This window comes from Chryseobacterium sp., from assembly GCF_022712095.1.
Taxonomy (GTDB): domain Bacteria; phylum Bacteroidota; class Bacteroidia; order Flavobacteriales; family Weeksellaceae; genus Chryseobacterium.
In genome coordinates this window covers 1-18163 of the sequence record NZ_JALAHD010000218.1, presented here as the reverse complement: position 1 = coordinate 18163, position 18163 = coordinate 1, and the positions used below count along the sequence as shown (strand labels likewise).

The 18163-nt window shown below is 35.4% G+C and carries 11 protein-coding genes; 5 read left to right on the top strand and 6 right to left on the bottom strand.

Annotated features, from left to right (window positions below):
• Positions 1 to 15 precede the first annotated feature (15 nt).
• The 4 genes from Q0A18_RS11415 to Q0A18_RS11400 all read right to left on the bottom strand — a co-directional run bounded on the left by Q0A18_RS11415 (position 16) and on the right by Q0A18_RS11400 (position 8608).
• Positions 16 to 1464 carry a SusD/RagB family nutrient-binding outer membrane lipoprotein gene (locus tag Q0A18_RS11415; protein ID WP_292010277.1) on the bottom strand — a complete coding sequence of 483 codons (1449 nt, stop codon included), beginning with the start codon at positions 1462 to 1464 and terminating at the stop codon, positions 16 to 18.
• Positions 1465 to 1474: 10 nt separating this feature from the next.
• The gene (locus Q0A18_RS11410) at positions 1475 to 4432 is read right to left on the bottom strand and encodes a SusC/RagA family TonB-linked outer membrane protein (protein WP_292010276.1); all 2958 of its coding nucleotides are present in this window, start codon (positions 4430 to 4432) and stop codon (positions 1475 to 1477) included.
• A gap of 281 nt (positions 4433 to 4713) precedes the next feature.
• On the bottom strand, positions 4714 to 5457 hold the full coding sequence (locus tag Q0A18_RS11405; RefSeq protein WP_292010275.1) for a glycerophosphodiester phosphodiesterase family protein: 744 nt from the start codon (positions 5455 to 5457) through the stop codon (positions 4714 to 4716).
• 64 nt (positions 5458 to 5521) lie between these two features.
• A complete protein-coding gene (locus tag Q0A18_RS11400) occupies positions 5522 to 8608 on the bottom strand; it encodes a carboxypeptidase regulatory-like domain-containing protein (RefSeq protein WP_292010274.1) in 3087 nt (1028 codons plus the stop codon).
• Positions 8609 to 8852: 244 nt separating this feature from the next.
• On the opposite strand from Q0A18_RS11400, the gene ligA reads away from it, so the two are divergent.
• Positions 8853 to 10859, top strand: a complete 2007-nt coding sequence (gene ligA, locus Q0A18_RS11395) for an NAD-dependent DNA ligase LigA (RefSeq protein WP_292010273.1) — start codon at positions 8853 to 8855, stop codon at positions 10857 to 10859.
• A gap of 88 nt (positions 10860 to 10947) precedes the next feature.
• A complete protein-coding gene (locus Q0A18_RS11390) occupies positions 10948 to 11592 on the top strand; it encodes an MgtC/SapB family protein (RefSeq protein ID WP_292010272.1) in 645 nt (214 codons plus the stop codon).
• Between the two features lie 151 nt (positions 11593 to 11743).
• Here the strand turns inward: Q0A18_RS11390 and Q0A18_RS11385 are convergent, their stop codons facing one another.
• Positions 11744 to 12229, bottom strand: a complete 486-nt coding sequence (locus Q0A18_RS11385; RefSeq protein WP_292010271.1) for a copper resistance protein NlpE — start codon at positions 12227 to 12229, stop codon at positions 11744 to 11746.
• A 165-nt stretch (positions 12230 to 12394) separates the two neighbouring features.
• On the opposite strand from Q0A18_RS11385, the gene Q0A18_RS11380 reads away from it, so the two are divergent.
• From Q0A18_RS11380 to Q0A18_RS11370, 3 genes are all read left to right on the top strand, one after another.
• Positions 12395 to 14533, top strand: a complete 2139-nt coding sequence (locus tag Q0A18_RS11380) for a S46 family peptidase (RefSeq protein WP_292010270.1) — start codon at positions 12395 to 12397, stop codon at positions 14531 to 14533.
• Positions 14534 to 14738: 205 nt separating this feature from the next.
• Entirely contained in the window at positions 14739 to 15740 is a 1002-nt protein-coding gene (locus tag Q0A18_RS11375; protein ID WP_292010269.1) for a polysaccharide deacetylase family protein, read from the top strand.
• Positions 15737 to 16813, top strand: a complete 1077-nt coding sequence (locus Q0A18_RS11370; protein WP_292010268.1) for a GNAT family N-acetyltransferase — start codon at positions 15737 to 15739, stop codon at positions 16811 to 16813. The genes Q0A18_RS11375 and Q0A18_RS11370 overlap by 4 nt, the downstream gene beginning before the upstream one ends.
• 485 nt (positions 16814 to 17298) lie before the next feature.
• On the opposite strand, the gene Q0A18_RS11365 is transcribed toward Q0A18_RS11370, so the two are convergent.
• Entirely contained in the window at positions 17299 to 17871 is a 573-nt protein-coding gene (locus Q0A18_RS11365; RefSeq protein ID WP_292010267.1) for a DUF6705 family protein, read from the bottom strand.
• Positions 17872 to 18163: the final 292 nt, after the last annotated feature.

Genomic DNA, 18163 nt, shown 5'->3' with positions numbered 1-18163 from the left:
GATTTTAGTTGTTTATTATTGATTCCACCACATTTTAATATTAATATTATCGCCTCCCATGGACTGTACAGCAGCGTTGTAGTTAGCTGTATTCATCACTTTTGTTGTCGTAGGATACATAAACCTTACCGGCATCTGAGCATTATTTAACAAGCCTCCGTTATCTGGCAGTACCGGAAATCCTGTCCTTCTGAATTCATACCACTGCTGCTGATCTACAAAAAACAGGGATATATATTTCTGGAGCATGATTCTTTCCAGTGTATTGTTATAAGCTACATTAGGATTAGCAAAGTAATCTGCAGGAACCGTACTTCCCCATTGTTCGATAATCTTTTTGACTCCCGTTTCGTAATAGGTTTGGGCACTTCCTCCTATGATTCCTCTATATGCAAGCTCTGCAAGAATAAACTGAACTTCGGAATAGGTCATAATCAAAACTTTCAGAGGCGCTTTCGCCAGGTTTTGATTCATATTGGATGGCTGATAGGTGAAAGATGTACCCAATGCATATCCTGAAGGTGCTCCCTTATACCCTATATTCTGATTGGTTACCAAATCTTTGGCCTGTGTAAAAAACAGACTCATCCGAGGATCATTATTATTTTTCATCGTTTCTACAAAAAACTCTCCTGCAGCCCTATAAGAAGTAAAATCCTGAGGCCTTGCAATAGGCGGCAGATAAGGGGATACTCCAGAAAGAGCCAATACTGCACTGTCTTCATTACTTTGGAAAAGAGGATAAGTGGTGGGATCATTAACAATCTCCTGAATTCTTTCATTTACATTGACTTCTCCATTCCTCTTCAATATTCTCGTCAATAACCTCAATGATAATGAATTACAGAATTTTTTCCAGGACAGAATCCCTGCAGTATTGCCATTCGCATTATAAAAAAGATCAGTTTCGGTAAGTGTTTTTGTCGTATCAAATAGAGAATTAGCTTCTTTTAAATCATTTAAAAGTTTTATATAAATATCTTTTTGTTTATCAAATTTAGGAGTCGTAATTCCTTCATCTATTTTCACTGCCTCAGAAAAGGGAATATCTCCGAATGAATCAGTAAGATTAGCATAGATCCATGCATTCAAAACCATTGATATAGCGAGATAATTATTATTCTGTTCTTTTTCTGCATATTTTCTAAGATCATTCACCTGTTTGAGCCATCTGTATGAAGTATTCCACAACCCGCTGCCACTTCCTTCGGTAAGATAATACCTGCTATAGGTATTTCCTTCATTGGGAAAATCCAAAGCAGTCTGCATGACGTCAAATGTGTAATCATTCGCCCTGTTGTAACTATAACTTCCCATTTCATACTGAACCGGAGCAAGGAGACTTCCCACAGACGGATTAATAATTTTACTGGTATCTGTATTGATTTCTTCAAAGCTTCTTTCACAGGAATTGATGATTAAAAGTGAAGCTGTGAACGTAAGATATATAATTGTTCTTTTCATTTTTTACGAATTAAAATTTAACATTTAACTGAAAACCCACTGTTCTCGCTGTCGGAAGCTGCCCCATTTCTACCCCTGGTGTGATAGTGGCGTTATCAAGGGTTGCCACTTCAGGATCAAATAATGGAAACTTGGTCCACATCCAAAGGTTTTTCCCAAATATTGCCAGGGTAAGATCTTCAAGCCCTAAAGGCCTGATAACATCTTTTGAAAAAGAATAGGCAATTCTGGCATCCCTCAGCTTAATAAAGTCCGTACTAAAGCTATTGGTTTCTACATTGGCTCTTCTGTAATAATCCGCATAGTAAGAGGAAACAGTTACAGCTTTGGTATTAGGAACATATGAGCCGTCAGCAGCTACTACTACACCTTCTCCTACAATCATACCTCCGTTTTCTCTTCCCGGAAGTGTAGATTTCAGCTTTCCTTGCTCAGACATTTTATGATGAGATTGAGAATAAGCAACACCACCATATTGTCCATCAAAAGAGAAACTAATGGTAAAATTCTTGATCTTAAAGTCATTCTGTAATCCTGCTCTCCATTTTGGAAAGGCATTTCCTACTTTTTCTATTTCTGCCGGTCTTGCTGGCAAACCGTTTTCATCATAGATTACCTGCCCTGCTTCATTCCTCAAAAGTTTAAATCCATATAAATCTCCTAGTGAACCTCCTATCACCGCTTTATAATACACTACACCTCCTACGTTGGAAATAATCCCGTCAAATCCTTCAGGAACTGTCATTACCCGGTTTTCATTGGTGGACCAGTTTGCGCCTATTTTCCATGAGAAGATCTTATTGCGGATCGGAAACCAATCGGCACTTAATTCAACGCCTCGGTTCCTGATTTTACCTGCATTAATAATTCTTGAGGAATATCCGCTTTCATAAGGAAGTGACACCGGTATAATCTGGTTTTCACTTATGTTCTGATAAACCGTCAGGTTAAAGTTCAGTTTATTTTTAAATAATCCGAAATCCATCCCACCTTCTATATTGGTATTTTTTTCAGGTTTCAGATTGGGATTATTGTAAATATTGGGAGAAATCACACTTCCCGGAATATCGCTTGTACTGTAGTAATTATCAAGCTGATAAGGTGATCCGTCTATTCCTACCTTTGCCCATGAAGCCCTTAATTTCCAATAATTCATGGTATTATTCTTAATACCGAAAATATCTGAAAGAATAAAGCTTGTACTTATTGAAGGATAGAAGAAGGAACGGTTGGCTTTCGGAAGCGTAGAACTCCAGTCATTCCTTCCTGTGACATCCACAAATATCTTGTTGTCATATCCCAATGTTACCAATCCATACATACTATCTACCTGCTCATCCCTCGGAACAGGTACTTTCGGAGTAAGAGAAAGTGCGTTTACCAGACTGTATTCTCCTGCGGTTTTCAACCCTACAGCCTGATAATCATTCATAACATATTCATTGTAACGGATACTTCCCCCGGCAGAAGCAGAAAGGGTGAATTTATTAAAATCCGCTTTGTAGGTGAATAAAAGGTCATTATTATATTCCTGATTGGTAATATACTGTTCCCTGTAATATCCTTTCAGGTAATTGGCCGAACTCCAAGGTCTCTTTGTTGTTCTTTTTTCATTTAGAAACTCTATTCCCGACCTCAGCATTAAGCTGAAATTTTTATTGAACTGATAATCTGCGGTAATATTTCCCATGATCATCTTTTTGTTCACTCCATTCAGCATTTCATTCGCAATAAGGTAAGGATTGTCGATGTAGGAGCTGAAAGGGTGGATCTGGTCTACCTGATCCTGTCCACTTTTCCAAATCGGTTTGTACCATGCCAGATCCACATTAGGATTCTGGAAAATCATGAAATAAGAAATGGATTGATTATTATATCCTGTTGCAGGAAGATTATCACTCTTAGTCTGATTATAAGTAAATTTGGTAGAAATCTTAAATTTTTTGGTAAGCTGATGAGAGAATGATGCAGTAAAATTGAAACGGTCAAAACCTGTATTCGGCATCATCCATTCATTATTAAGATAGGTAAGAGAAGTTCTGAAATTTGTTTTTTCATTGGAACTTTCAACAGAAACACTGTTGGAATAAGTAGAACCTGTTCTCCAGAAGCCTTTGATATTATCTTTGTAGGGTCTCCATAATTGTCTTTCGGGACTTTGTCCTTCCACAGTAGGATCATACTGGAAATAATATTGCCCGTCGAACTTAGGACCGAAAGCACTACTCGTCCCTCCCGTACTTACACCGTCTGCAGAAGCTCCGTAAGAATAGTAGAACTCCCCTGCAGAGTTCTTGGCTAAAGTTCCCTGCCCATATTCATACTGCCAGTCCGGCCATTTTAAAACAGTATCGAAACTTGAATACGAATTAAGGGTAACCTGTAATTTACCATTTTTACTTTTCCCTGATTTTGTGGTAATCATTAAAGCTCCGTTGGCAGCACGGGATCCGTACAATGCCGCAGCGGAAGCTCCTTTCAAAACGGTTACCGATTCTATATCATCGGGATTTATACTATTAAGACCGTTTCCAAGGTCTACGGGAACATCTCCGCCGGAACCGGCTCCATATGCTGCTGTTCCTGTTCCTGTAGTAGAATTACTTAAGGGAACTCCATCCACCACAATAAGGGCATAGTTATTATCCATCATAATGGACTTTTCACCTCTGAGAGTAATTCTGGAAGTTCCTAACGGACCTGCTCCGGCAGTCTGAACTTTAAGACCAGCCACCTTTCCTTCCATAGATTGTGCCCAATTGTTATTTTGAGTTTCCTCAAATGTTTCCGAACCTACTTTTTCTGCCACATACCCCAAGGCTTTATCCTGTCTTTTAATACCCAAGGCTGTTACCACTACTTCATCAATGTTTTTAATAGTGTCTTTTTTAGCTTTTTGCTGAGCTATCAGGTTGACACTTACTAATCCCAGCAACATCAATAATAGCTTTTGTTTCTCTTTTCGCATATGCTTTTTGATTTGCGCAAAATTAAAAACTCATTATAGCTATATCATTAACACTATTTTAACATTTATTAAATAAAAATTAAACCATATATTAATTATCTTTAACAATACCACACAAAATCATGATTAACATAATATTATAAGTTTAAGTATTATTAACGTTTGCTCAAATAATATTTTCATAGATTAATTGGTTTTTTCCTTATTAAATAACCTTTCCTTCATAAAAACAAAAAAGCCATATCAAGTGATATGGCCGTAAAATATTTAAATAAGATCATTTATTTTTTGAACTGATCCGGAGCATTGGTAGTAATGAACCCTATTCCTTGATTTCTTAATTGTTCAAAAACTGCAGGGTCGTTTACTGTCCATGAGTTGGTAATTAATCCTAATGTTTTTGCTTCTGCTATCCAAGTTGGATTTTTCTCGAAGACACTGTAATGGTAATCCAAACCATCAAGTCCTTCGTTTTTAATCTGCTGAGGAGATAATTCGCCATTCAAATACTGAACCTTGAACTTAGGCTCAAGTCTTTTAATCTCTTTACATATATTCAAACTAAAAGAAATGAATTCACTTTGAGATTCCAGCTTCATATCTTTTATCATTTTAAGGGTCTTCTGTACCAATTCATTTTCTTTCTCTTTGGAGTCAAGCGGCTTGATTTCCACGATCAGCTTAACTGAAGGATCTTTCTTTCCCTGTTTTAAGTAATCTTTTAAAGTAGGAAAATTTTCTCCATTGGATAATTTAAGTTTTTCCAAATCTTTGAAATTGGTATTGGAAATCTCCATTTTCCCATGGTGTTCGTCATGATTGATAACTAAAACTCCATCTTTTGTCATTCTTACATCGAATTCCGATCCGTAAATTTTCAATTTCTGAGCATTTTCTAATGATTTTATAGAATTCTCCGTAGTAGGAGGCTGCGTCTGCCAATACCCTCTGTGGGCGATGATCTGGGTTTGTGCTTTCATTGCTACTGTGCTTAAAACTACTAACCCTAAGATAAGATTTTTCATATATAGTAAAACATTTAATAATTGTAAAAGTAAATAAAGACTTCTACATAAAAATAATATTAATTTAGAAAGTATATTTCGCTCCTAACTGAACCTGAAAAGGATTTCCTGACAGAGGTTCTAAACCGCTCGTATTTTTAGCATATTCAAATTGCCTGGTTTCAGCATTGAATCCTGTGATTCTATACAAGGCCATATTTCCGTAAGATTTATTAACACCCCATTTTTTATTCAGCATATTTGCTACATTGAATATATCCAGGGAAAGTTCAAAAGCCCCTACCTTCTCAAACTTCAGCTTCTTTGCCACACGGACGTCCCAAACTCCGAAGAATCCGTTTTTACCACCATTACGTTCAGCAATCTGATTGTTATAATCTGTTATATAGTTTTTCAACGCTTTCCCTACTTCCGGATCACTCAATAATGATTGTGTCAGGTTAGGAAATATATAAGCAAGGTCATTAGAATCTACGAAATCTCCATTGATATTACCTCCGGCCAGTACTGAAAACCGGGTCCCTCCAATTCCAGAATATCTGATCCCTACGGTAAATCCGGCAAAGGTAGGTGAGTTACCATACAATACGATTTTATTACGGAACTGATTATCAGAATAGCTCATAGCCAGATTTCTAGGATCACTCTGAACCGGTGTTGATAAAGTAGAAGAGTTAGCTACATTTCCATTATAAGAAGTATTATCTTTAATATCTGACCATGTATAACTTGCTGTAATTTCTCCGTCTTTATAATAACGGTAGCTTGTGTCCAGTACAAAGGAAAACTGATTAACTTTTCCATCACTTACCAGCTCCAATACTCTTCCGAAATTCTGATTAATTCTTCCTGCCTTCCAATCCAAAGTACCGTTAGCATTGATGGTGGAAGCCGGAACAAAAACCCCTCTTCCTCCCTCATTATCCAACGTAAAATATGGAGAGGAAACCATATTCCTGTCATAATAGAAATAATTATTTCTTCCTAATGCCATATATCCTGCAATCCCAGCCCTGAATCTCTCATTAAAGAAGTGAGTATAAGAGATATTAGCTTTATATACGATTGGTATTTTAGCATCCTCTCCTGTGTAATTGATCGTGGGCAACTGATATTGAGAAAGTGTAGGAACAGTTCCGTAATCATTTCTATAACTTGCAAAATCCGGTGTCAATCCAATCGCCGTAGGATTCACATCCACTGTTGCCAAGTGATTCCCATCAAAAACCAGATTGTTAATGATCATATAGTTATTGATATCGGAAGAGAAGATTCCTGCACCGAATTTAAGAAAGTCTTTGTTTTCTTCATTGATATTCCAGTCAAACTGGAACCTTGGCTGTATTACAAAGGATTTAATTTTATTATCCGTTCTGATTCCCATTTCATCATACAGCTTTTGATTGAATTCCGCCTTCGGATAGCCTCCGTAATCAAATCTTAAGCCGGCCATCAAATCCAGACCTCTTGCAATTTTAGCCTGAAGCTGCCCATACACTCCGATATTCCAGATATTGGATCTTACCGACGGATCATCTACCAACGGAACTTCCCTATAGAACCTGTAAGGTGTCAGGTTATTAAAATTGTCAATTCCTAAAAACTGAAATCTACCGTTCACCTCACTTCCATACACAGATTTAGAAGTTGTGTACATTAAATCTGCTCCATATGTATATTTAATTTTATCCGTATTATAATACAGGTTGTTGACAATCTGAAATACATTATTTCTAAAACTTTCCTGACCAAAACGGTGCCCTCCGATCTGAATATTTGTTGCCAGATTATTGCCGTCTATTGTGGAAGGTACACGTTCTACAATTGCTCTGGGAACCGGTTTACCCAATTCATTGTTCTGATAACTATCCTGAAAAGTATATAAATACTGTACTTTTAATTCATTGGTAAGATTGGGTTTAAGATTAGATCTCAATGTTAATAACAAACTATTATCCAGATTTTTATCATTTCCGTAAGATTCGAAGAAATTGATCGCTGTGTTATCTACAAGACCATTTTTATTCATATCATACGTAAAGTTATTTCTTAACGTTAACAAATGCTTTGGATTAATCTGCCAGTCCAAACGTAAGAATCCGGCATCCGAATTTCTTACTTTATCAAAACTTCCAAACTGAGGGGTATTTCCTACACCATATTTGGCTCTTGCAATATCCAGCACCTGATTGAGAGTTTCATTAGTCACATTAAATCGTAACGCGTCTTCTCTGGTCTGTACATCAGCGATGATCAATGGTCTTGAATCCAACTGATGATCCCATGCTGCAAAGAAGTGTAATTTATTTTTAATGATCGGACCTCCCAGTGAGAACCCAAATTGGGAAGTAGAGAAATCATTGACTCTTTTATTTCCCCTGATATCATATTTACTGGATAACCAACCTGTTCTCAGGTATTCGAAAACACTTCCTGTAAATTTATTTGTTCCGGATTTGGTCACCGCACTTACAGTTCCTCCTCCACTTCTCCCTAAGGTAACATCATATTGATTGGTTGTAATTTTAAATTCACGGACTGCTTCTATAGAAATAGAATAAGGAGCACCGCTTCGGCTGGTAGTAGACCCCGCAGAAGTTGGATTCTTAGCCGTCATCCCATCAATCGTAAAATTAGTTGAAGATCCTAACTGCCCTGATAAATTCCCGCCTTTTCCACTCAAAGGGGAAAGCTCTGTAAGATTAGTGAAATTTCTCCCGTTAACTGGTAATATCCCAATATTTTTAGCAGAGATCGCTGTTGCAGCCCCTAAGTTTCCTATTTTATTTTTTAAGCTACCGTTGACTACAACCCCTTCAATCAGTTTTTCCTTGTTATCTCCCAGATTCATATTAACAGTTACCTGATCTCCGAAGTTAACATTATACCCCCCTTTTTTTTCATCATTGATGATGACCGTATAAGGGCCTCCAAGTGGAATTTCTTTAAAAATATATTCTCCTTTTGAATTGGTTTCTGTTTCTGTTTTGAAACCCGTTGACTCATTCACAATGGTTACTTTTACTTTTTCCTGAGGAGAACTGCTGTTTCCCGTCACTTTTCCTGTAATAGAAGCCTGAGTGGTTTGCCCATATGCAATGGTTCCAAGCCCTAAGAATAATAAGCCTAGTACAATTTTTACTTTTGTCATCCCTTAATTTTAGATAAATGCAAATGTATCAGGTCTGAAGAGCTTAGCTATTTAAGAAATCTTTAACGTTTTTTCAATTAAACAATAACAATATGTTAAATAATCATCAACAAAAATACACAAGACACAGATAATCAAATATTTAAATCCCATTATAGAATATTAATCTTACTTAACATTTAGTAAGCTTATTTCTTTTTCAATCCTTTTACTTTAATTATTTTTGTCAAAATAAAGAATATCAATGTCAGATAATATTCAACAGAAGATAGAGAAACTAAGAGAGGAACTGCATCAGCATAACTATAATTATTATCAGCTTGACGAAGCTACTATTACAGATTTTGAGTTTGACCAAAAATTAAAAGAACTTCAGGAGCTGGAAGCTCAGTATCCTGAATTTTATGATGAAAACTCTCCGACCGTACGTGTAGGTGGAGGAATTACAAAGAACTTCCCTACTATTCAGCATAAATTCCGAATGTATTCTCTGGACAACTCCTACGATTTTGATGATCTGGAAGACTGGGAGAAAAGAATTATCAAAACCATTGATGAGCCGGTAGAATTCGTAGCTGAGCTAAAATATGACGGTGCTTCTATTTCCATTCTGTATGAAAATGGAAAACTGGTTCAGGCAGTTACCCGCGGAGACGGATTCCAGGGAGACGAAATTACTTCGAATGTCCGTACGATTTCTGATGTTCCCTTAACTTTAAAGGGAGATTATCCTCCTCAATTTTTCATGCGTGGAGAGATTTATTTAACGAGAAAAAATTTCGATAAGATCAATAAGCTCCGGGAAGAAGAAGGATTGGACCCGTTCATGAATCCAAGAAATACGGCCAGCGGAAGTTTGAAAATGCAGGATAGCGGTGAAGTACGAAAAAGAGGACTATCTTCCGTATTATATCAATATGTTTCAGAAGAATTTCCGGCAGAAACACATTGGGAAGTATTAGAAAAAGCAAAAGCATGGGGGTTTAAAATTTCACAGCAGGCCAAACTTTGTAAAACCCTGGATGAAGTAAAGGAATTTATCAGTTTCTGGGATGAAGAAAGACATAATCTTCCTTTTGAAATTGACGGAATCGTTTTAAAAGTCAATTCTTTAAAACAACAAAGACAGCTGGGTTATACCGCTAAGTCTCCACGATGGGCCATGGCTTATAAATTCAAAGCTGAAAAAGTGGAAACTGAATTATTAAGTGTTTCTTATCAGGTAGGAAGAACTGGTGCCATTACTCCAGTTGCCAATCTGAAACCTGTACTTTTAGCCGGAACAATAGTGAAACGTGCATCATTACATAATGAAGACATCATTAAAAAACTGGGATTGCATGAACAGGACTTTGTATATGTAGAAAAAGGTGGTGAAATTATTCCTAAAATCGTAGGTGTCAATACCGAAAAAAGAGCTCTTGAAAATCCTGAAATACAGTATATCAAACATTGTCCCGAGTGTGGTACAGAGCTTGTAAAAATTGAAGATCAGGCTATTCATTTCTGTCCTAATGAACTTCACTGTCCTCCACAGGTAGTGGGCAGAATGATTCACTATGTTTCCAGAAAAGCTTTAAATATAGAAAATCTGGGAAGTGAAACCATTGAACAGCTTTACAGGGAAAAACTGATTGAAAATGCCGCCGATTTCTATGTTTTAACTAAAGACCAGCTTCTTCCGTTAGAAAGAATGGCAGAAAAATCTGCCCAGAATATTCTGGACGGAATTGAAAAATCGAAAACCATTCCTTTTGAAAAAGTTTTATACGGGATAGGAATCAAACATGTAGGCGAGACAGTGGCAAAAAAGCTGGTCAAAAACTTTACCACTATTGAAGAATTAAAAGCTGCTACAGTAGAAGAACTTTGCCAGGTGGAAGATATCGGAACAAAGATCGCAGACAGTATTGTTGAGTTTTTCAATAATTCAGAAAATATACTGATGATGGAGCGTTTGAAATCTTATGGTGTTCAGCTTGAAAAAGGAGAAAGTACCAATGAGGTATTATCGAACGTCCTCGATGGAAAAACATTCCTCTTCACAGGCAAACTTTCACTTTTCACACGTGAGCAGGCTGAGGAAATGGTAGAAAAGCATGGCGGAAAAAATATTTCCGCAGTTTCTAAAAATCTTAGTTTTCTTGTCGTAGGGGAAAAAGCAGGAAGCAAGCTGAAAAAAGCCCAGGATATAGGAACCATTGAAATATTGGATGAACAGCAGTTTCTGGATCTTATTGAAAAGCAATAAAGAAAAGTTAACCGAAAGGTTTTCAAAATTTAAATTTTGATCCTGTAAAAATTTTATCGTAATTTTATTTTTAATTAAAACTATATCCATGGAATTTTTACAGGATCATTCCATTCAAAATGAGTTATTACTGATTTTCATTTCTGTACTCCTTGGCTTACTCATAGGAGCTGAAAGAGAATATCGGAATAAATCAGCGGGATTACGCACTTTTATTTTAGTGTGTTTTGGATCCTGCCTATTTACTATCCTATCTGTTAAAATAGGAGTTGCCAACCCGGATCGTTTAGCTGCCAATATCATTACCGGTATAGGTTTTCTCGGGGCAGGTGTCATCTTCAAAGGGGATAATAAAATTGATGGGATTACCACCGCTACTACCATTTGGGCTACAGCTTCCATTGGAATGGCTGTTGGGTCAGGGTATGTGTATTTATCGCTGCTGGGAACTGTTTTAGTTATAATTATACTCAGTTTTTTATCTTATTTACAAAGTTTTATAGACGGATATCATAAAATAAGGGATTACAGGATTACCACCTCCAATGCTGAAGATATTGAACGGTGTAAAGAAATCTTTGAGAATTATCATTTAAAATTCTTAATGGTAAGGCAACAGTACGCACCTGGAAATTTAGCTACCACCTGGAGGCTTACAGGAAAAAATAATAATCATGAAGCTTTGATTAAGTTTTTAATGAAAGATGATAAAATCTTGGCTTATCAGTTTTAAATCAGCTTCTTAAATCTCATCAAAAAAGGAGGCGTAATTCCTTTTTTCAAATAAATATCTATTATGTTTATAATTAAAAACAAGATTTCTCATTCCTGTTTGAAATGAGAAACCTTTTGATGATAATATAATTGCATCTTAAAACACAATCCTATTTTTTCTTGAATACATAGAGGTCTTTATTAGGGCCTTCAATATCTTTACCTTCCAGATCTAATTGAATAAGTTTATTCTCTCCTACTTTATATTTATATTTTGAAGTTTTACCGTTAAGGGTAATTATATTTCCCGTAGAATCCCACTCAAAAGTTCCATTGTCCGTATCTTTCGTTTTTCTGTCGATATATTCTTCTGTAAGGCTAAAAGTATTGTCTTTGTTTAAAGTTAGAGAAGTCTTAATTCCCGGACAGTCTGCACAGGGAACCGTTGCCTCATAAGTTCCGTTCCAGTCTAAAGAGTTTTGTGAAGTATGAGCCATATCGGCAGGCGTAGCAGTTGTCAACGAATCTGCAGGAACCTGAACAGCCGTAGAATCTGCATTATTAATCATCGGTTCTGAGGGAATCGTCTCTTTTTTAGAGCAAGATGTTAAAAAAATAACAGTCAAAGCTCCTACAAATAATGTTTTGTTTTTCATAAATATGATTTTTAAGTTAAATAGGTTAATTACAATGTCTAAAATACAAAATATTAAAAGAAACCCAACTATGAATATCACATTAATCATTTAAATGAATTTTCTATTAAATATCATAACCCACAATCCTATTATTCTTTGTAACTTGGGGCAAAATTTTTGATTATGACGAAAAAGATACTTTTATCTGTATTTCTTTTGCCAGCAACCATGGCTTTTGCACAACAATATGGGGGAATGTGGATTCCTACAGAATTGAATGAAAAGGAAATGAAAGATTTAGGAATGAAAATCTCTGCAAAGGATATTTTTAATCCTCAAAAAGCAAGTATTAAAGATGCTGTAGTACAATTTAACGGAGGATGTACCGCTGAAGTTATCTCTCCTAAAGGGTTATTATTAACCAACCACCATTGCGGATATGGAAATATCCAGGCTCACTCCACTGTGGAAAACGACCTTTTATCCAACGGATTCTGGGCTAAAAATATGGGTCAGGAACTCCCTAACCCAGGCGTAACAGTAGATTTCATTGTAGATATTAAGGAAGTTACGAATCAGATTTTAGAAGGTACGGATAATCTTGAAGAGCCTGCTCTTTCAAAAAAAATAGATAATAATATCGAGGTTTACAAAAACTCCCAGAAAATAGAATCTTATCAGGCGATTTCTGTAAAGCCTATGTATTATGGAAATAAATACTATGCTTTTACGATTGAAACTTATAAAGACATCCGTTTGGTGGGTGCTCCGCCTCAAAGTATCGGAAAGTTTGGTAGTGATACGGATAACTGGGTTTGGCCGAGACATACGGGAGATTTCTCCATGTTCAGAATATATGCAGACAAGAATAATAAGCCTGCAGAATATTCTAAAGACAATGTGCCTTACGTACCTAAACATTACCTTCCGGTTTCCATCAAAGACAAAAATGAAAATGACTTTACCTTTGTATTCGGATTTCCGGGTAGAACTACGGAATATCTTCCGGCTATCGCTGTAGAAAAAATTATGAAAGAAATCGATCCGGCAAGAATTGCAGTTCGTGAAGTAGCATTGAAAACGTTAGATGAGAAAATGCGTGCTGATGATGCCACCCGTATTAAATATGCCTCAAAATATGCTTCTGTAGCCAACTACTGGAAAAAATGGATCGGGGAAGTTGAGGGATTAAAAAAATCTAATGCGGTTGAGAAAAAAGTAATGTATGAAGGATCTCTGGTTTCCAAAAATCATGAAATCAAATCTACCATAGATCAGCTGAATAAGCTTTACAATGATCAGGCTCCTTATGCTTTAAATAATGCTTATTATTCAGAAGTAATCAGAAATGCTGAAACTTTAACTCTGGCTAATCTATATTACAACTATATTTCTGCTGTAGAAGCAGGAAGAATGGATGAAAAAGGCCTTACCAGCTTCAAAAACAGACTTACTTCTTTCTATAAAAATTACAGCCCTGAATTAGATGCCAAGGTAACCGCTAAATTACTGGCTTTATATGCCAATAAAACAGCACCACAGTTTTTACCTTCAGGATTTGAAAAATATAAAAATGAAGCCCAGAACATATCTACTATAGAGGATATGTCTAAAAATTCAATTATTACCGGAAGATCTGCTGTGAACGGAGCTTCTTTAAGTTCTGATATCGAAAAAGCATTCTCCAATCAGGACAAGCTCATCAAAGCATTGAAAAAAGATTCTGTTTATCAACTGTATGTTTCTATGAGAGACACCTATATGAAAACAGCTGATCCTCAATTCACGTCTCTTCAGGAAAAGATTGATGCTTTACAGAAGAAATATATGGCTCAGCAAATGTCTACGGATAAAAACAGAAAATTCTTCCCGGATGCGAATTCTACTCTTCGTGTGACCTATGGACAGGTAAAAGGGTCAAGTCCCCGAGATGCCGTTTCTTACAGCTATCAGACTCACTTAGCGGGAGTTATTGAAAAATATGTTCCCGGAGATTATGAGTTCGATGTTCCTAAAAAGCTGATCGATCTATATAACAAAAAAGATTATGGAGTTTATAAAGATAAATCAGGTGACGTACCTGTAGGGTTTACAGCAACCAACCATACAACGGGAGGAAATTCCGGAAGTCCTGCTTTGGACGCTTATGGAAACCTGGTAGGTCTTAACTTCGACAGACAGTGGGAAGGAACAATGAGTGACATTAACTATGATCCACGTTTCAGCCGAAACATTATGGTGGATACGAAATATATTCTTTTCATCATTGATAAATATGCCGACTCCAAATGGCTTATTGATGAAATGAAAATTGTAAAATAATTTTCTTATTGATATATTAAGAATCTATTTAAATTTGTTAATTCAATTTAAATAGATTCTTTTTTTTGCTATAGATTTCTGTACTTAGGTATAATTAATGGAAAAATTGTCATTTCAGAGAGTTGTAAATTGAGAAATACTGCATCACAGTTTAGCTCTGAATGATATCTAAATAACTGCTGAAAGCAGAACTGAAAAGGATAACATGATCAAAAATACACTTCTGAATATACTGGCCGGTTTCGAGAAAGATGCTCTTGGAAAATCTTTCCCGTTAGATTATTGTCTTCCTGTATATCATTGTGTTTCTGATGATCACCTGCCTCATATCAATAAAATAATTGATTATAAAAATACTAAGCAGTTTGAAAAAGACCTTGATGTGATGTCTCAACATTTTCAGTTTGTGGACTGGGATAACTTTAAAGATTATATTAATGGAAATTTAAGAACCAAGAAAAAGATTGCTTTACTGACCTTTGATGATGGTTTCAGAGAATTCCATGATATTGTAGTTCCTGTTTTAGAAAGAAAAGGAATTTATGCAATTAACTTTATCAATCCGGCTTTTATAGACAATCAGGAGCTGATGTTCCGCTGTAAAGCCAGCCTGATTCTTAATCATACAAAACAAATTCAAAACAATAAACCTGTCTTGGAGTCCGTATTAGGGATCAGTAATTCATCCATTGAAACGATTGAACAAAAAATTCTGCAACTACCCTATGCTCAGAAAAAGGTATTACACTCTATAGCAGAAATTATCGGACTGGACTTTGGCAGTTACCTATCCGAACATACACCTTATATGACGTTAAATCAGCTCAACCATTTGAAAGCAAAAGGTTTCGGAATATCTTCTCACAGCTGGGATCATCCCTTATACCATAAGCTTTCATTAAACGAGCAATTGGAAACTACTTTTAAAAGCTATGAATATGTAAAAAAGCATCATTTTTTATCAGAAGCTTTTGCTTTTCCCTTTACCGATTTTGGAGTAACTCAGGTATTTTTTCATGAACTATTTAAAAATCCAGAAATCAGCTACAGCTTTGGAAGTGCAGGGATAAAAAGGGACAGTGTAAAGAATAATTTCCAACGCATTCCTATGGAAACAGGTGAAGAGGCTGAAAAGATTATTAAAAAAGAAATAGCTTATTTCAAACTTAAAAAACTGATCCATAAAAACGTAATCATAAGAAAATGATTCATCTTAAAACATATAATAAACAGGAACTTCAGGAGTTTATTTCATCCGGAGATTTCCGACAGTATGATTTTCTGCCTATTACTGAGCACAGAGCGGTATCACATATTCAAAATCCAAAAGCGGATAGCGATCAAATCTTACTTGTTCTTGCTTTTGATGATGATCAGTTAGCCGGATATATTGGTTGTATGCCTGATTATTTTGATATTGACGGAACCATTTTCCGGTATGCATGGTTAAGCACTCTATTTATCAGCGATCAGTTTAGAGGAAAAAGAATTGCCCAGACCCTTTTACATAAAGTATTTGAAGTGTATAAAGGACAAATTGCCGTTACAGAGTTCACTCCTGAAGCAGAAGGTTTGTATAATAAAACAGGAGTTTTCCGATATCTGGAGCCTAAAATAGGGAAAAGATATTATTTCAGGACGGACTTCACTCAGATCCTTCCCACTAAGAAACCTAAAACAGAACCTTTAAAACCCGTTCTCAGGATTACGGATTCTCTCCTCAATTCAGCTCTTGAAGTTAAGAACTGCTTTATATCCAAACCCTCATTTAAATTTGAGATTCTGGATAAAGTAGATTCAAACAGTATTGATTTTATATCCCAATTCCGTACTTATCGTACAAAGAAAGAAATCAACTGGGCCATAGAAAATCCATGGATACTGGAAGGTAAAAAAGACAGTAATTATCTGTTTTCAAGCTTTTCCGAAGCCTTTACCTATTTCTGGATCAAAATCTATGATGAAAAAAATAGGCTAAGCTCCTGCGCCCTATTACTGGTAAGGGACGGACATCTGAAAATTCCTTACCTTTTTGCAAAGTCAGATCTCGAACCATTTATTAACCTGTTAAGTTATTTCATTGTACAGCATAAAATAATTACTCTGTCCAGCTACCAAACTGAACTCAATGAGAAAATAACGGCATCTAAAATCTTTCCAAAAATACATGAACGCAATTTGGAAAGAAGATACATTTTCCATCACCAGCTTTCAGAACATCTTCCTCAAAATTTCAAACCTGATTATCAGGATGGAGACGGAGACTGTATGATGACGTAATAAATATTCTTAAAAAACTTCTCATTATAATAGTAAGAAAAGATTATTTTGCTCATGTCATTCCGAAGAATCGTAGAAGCTATTATTTTTTAACGCAAAGATTTATTTTTATGAATATAAAATTTTAAGGAGTAAAGAAAAGCGACATAGTTGCTAATGAAAGTGGCTTAATAAAATCAATTTATAAAATTGATGAATTCCTTTTTCATCTTAAACTATACGCTCTTATCTTTAAATCTTGCGTCTAAAACATGACCTTATAAAAAACAAGCACCCTATGGATTCTTATTTTTCAGTTCATATTCAATTATGTATTAAAAACTTAAAAATCACAAAGTGTCAATATATATGTCAAAAACAGTAAAATTTAGTGCTAAAAAAGGTAAAATAAAACTAAGTCTTTTATTTTTTTAGGCTTGTTTATTAAATAAAAATCTCGGATTATCTATTTAATCCGAGATAAGAGATCATATAAATATTAAAGTTTATTGTTTTGTAAAAATTAAGTTTTCTGTATCAAGAAGATAGACTTTGATATTTTTGCTATCAGGGCAGTCATTTCCACTAAAAATACTTGAATTGGGACGGTAATCCCAAGTAAATTGAGTATTATTGATTTTCTTTAATATTATTTTACCCCAGCCTATGCCACATGTAGTACCGTCATATCCTAACGAAAGGCTATTGCTATCCAGTGCATTTGTCCCCATACTAATAATTTCCTTTTTATCAGGACCTGTCGGATTTAGATTGTCATCCAATAGAGTTCCTGTTGCCATATTCTTTACGGTGTATTTCACTATAAGGGCATCCTGATAATATTTCTTAGAGATTAACTCTATCAGTTTCTTATCTTCTTTGGTAATAACTAAAGTAATTTCATTACCGTTATAAGTGGCTTTGTAAGTCCCCAAATAAGGCGAAAGCTCATTATTAAGGTCTTTTAAATAAGAATACTCAGGAACCTTATCAAAATCTGCATTTAAAGGGTAAACCTGTTGTGCTTTACATGTGATTAAACTCATTGTTAAAGCAAATAATGCGAATATTGTTTTCATAATTGTTATTTCAAAATATTAAGAGCATTGTGTATCCTGCGGGTTACCGTTAGCATCTGCCGTTACATTGGTTATATTTCCGTTCTGATCTATTCTCTGTAAATTGATCTGATTGCTTGGAAAGACTTATTTTGAAAATATACTTATAGTTTTGTTTTTTATTTTGTACCAACATTCTTTTACTTTACTCTTTTTTGGTCGATTTCTGCTTTTTATTTTTTTAATGGCTGTCACTAAAAAAATCCCGGATTATCTATTTAATCCGAGATAAGAGATCATATAAATATTAAAG

What these genes read in the sequence shown, in the direction of transcription:
- Q0A18_RS11415 (WP_292010277.1), bottom strand. Translation starts at nt 1,464, where the DNA reads ATGAAAAGAACAATTATATATCTTACGTTCACAGCTTCACTTTTAATC.
- Q0A18_RS11410 (WP_292010276.1), bottom strand. Translation starts at nt 4,432, where the DNA reads ATGCGAAAAGAGAAACAAAAGCTATTATTGATGTTGCTGGGATTAGTA.
- Q0A18_RS11405 (WP_292010275.1), bottom strand. Translation starts at nt 5,457, where the DNA reads ATGAAAAATCTTATCTTAGGGTTAGTAGTTTTAAGCACAGTAGCAATG.
- Q0A18_RS11400 (WP_292010274.1), bottom strand. Translation starts at nt 8,608, where the DNA reads ATGACAAAAGTAAAAATTGTACTAGGCTTATTATTCTTAGGGCTTGGA.
- ligA (WP_292010273.1), top strand. Translation starts at nt 8,853, where the DNA reads ATGTCAGATAATATTCAACAGAAGATAGAGAAACTAAGAGAGGAACTG.
- Q0A18_RS11390 (WP_292010272.1), top strand. Translation starts at nt 10,948, where the DNA reads ATGGAATTTTTACAGGATCATTCCATTCAAAATGAGTTATTACTGATT.
- Q0A18_RS11385 (WP_292010271.1), bottom strand. Translation starts at nt 12,229, where the DNA reads ATGAAAAACAAAACATTATTTGTAGGAGCTTTGACTGTTATTTTTTTA.
- Q0A18_RS11380 (WP_292010270.1), top strand. Translation starts at nt 12,395, where the DNA reads ATGACGAAAAAGATACTTTTATCTGTATTTCTTTTGCCAGCAACCATG.
- Q0A18_RS11375 (WP_292010269.1), top strand. Translation starts at nt 14,739, where the DNA reads ATGATCAAAAATACACTTCTGAATATACTGGCCGGTTTCGAGAAAGAT.
- Q0A18_RS11370 (WP_292010268.1), top strand. Translation starts at nt 15,737, where the DNA reads ATGATTCATCTTAAAACATATAATAAACAGGAACTTCAGGAGTTTATT.
- Q0A18_RS11365 (WP_292010267.1), bottom strand. Translation starts at nt 17,871, where the DNA reads ATGAAAACAATATTCGCATTATTTGCTTTAACAATGAGTTTAATCACA.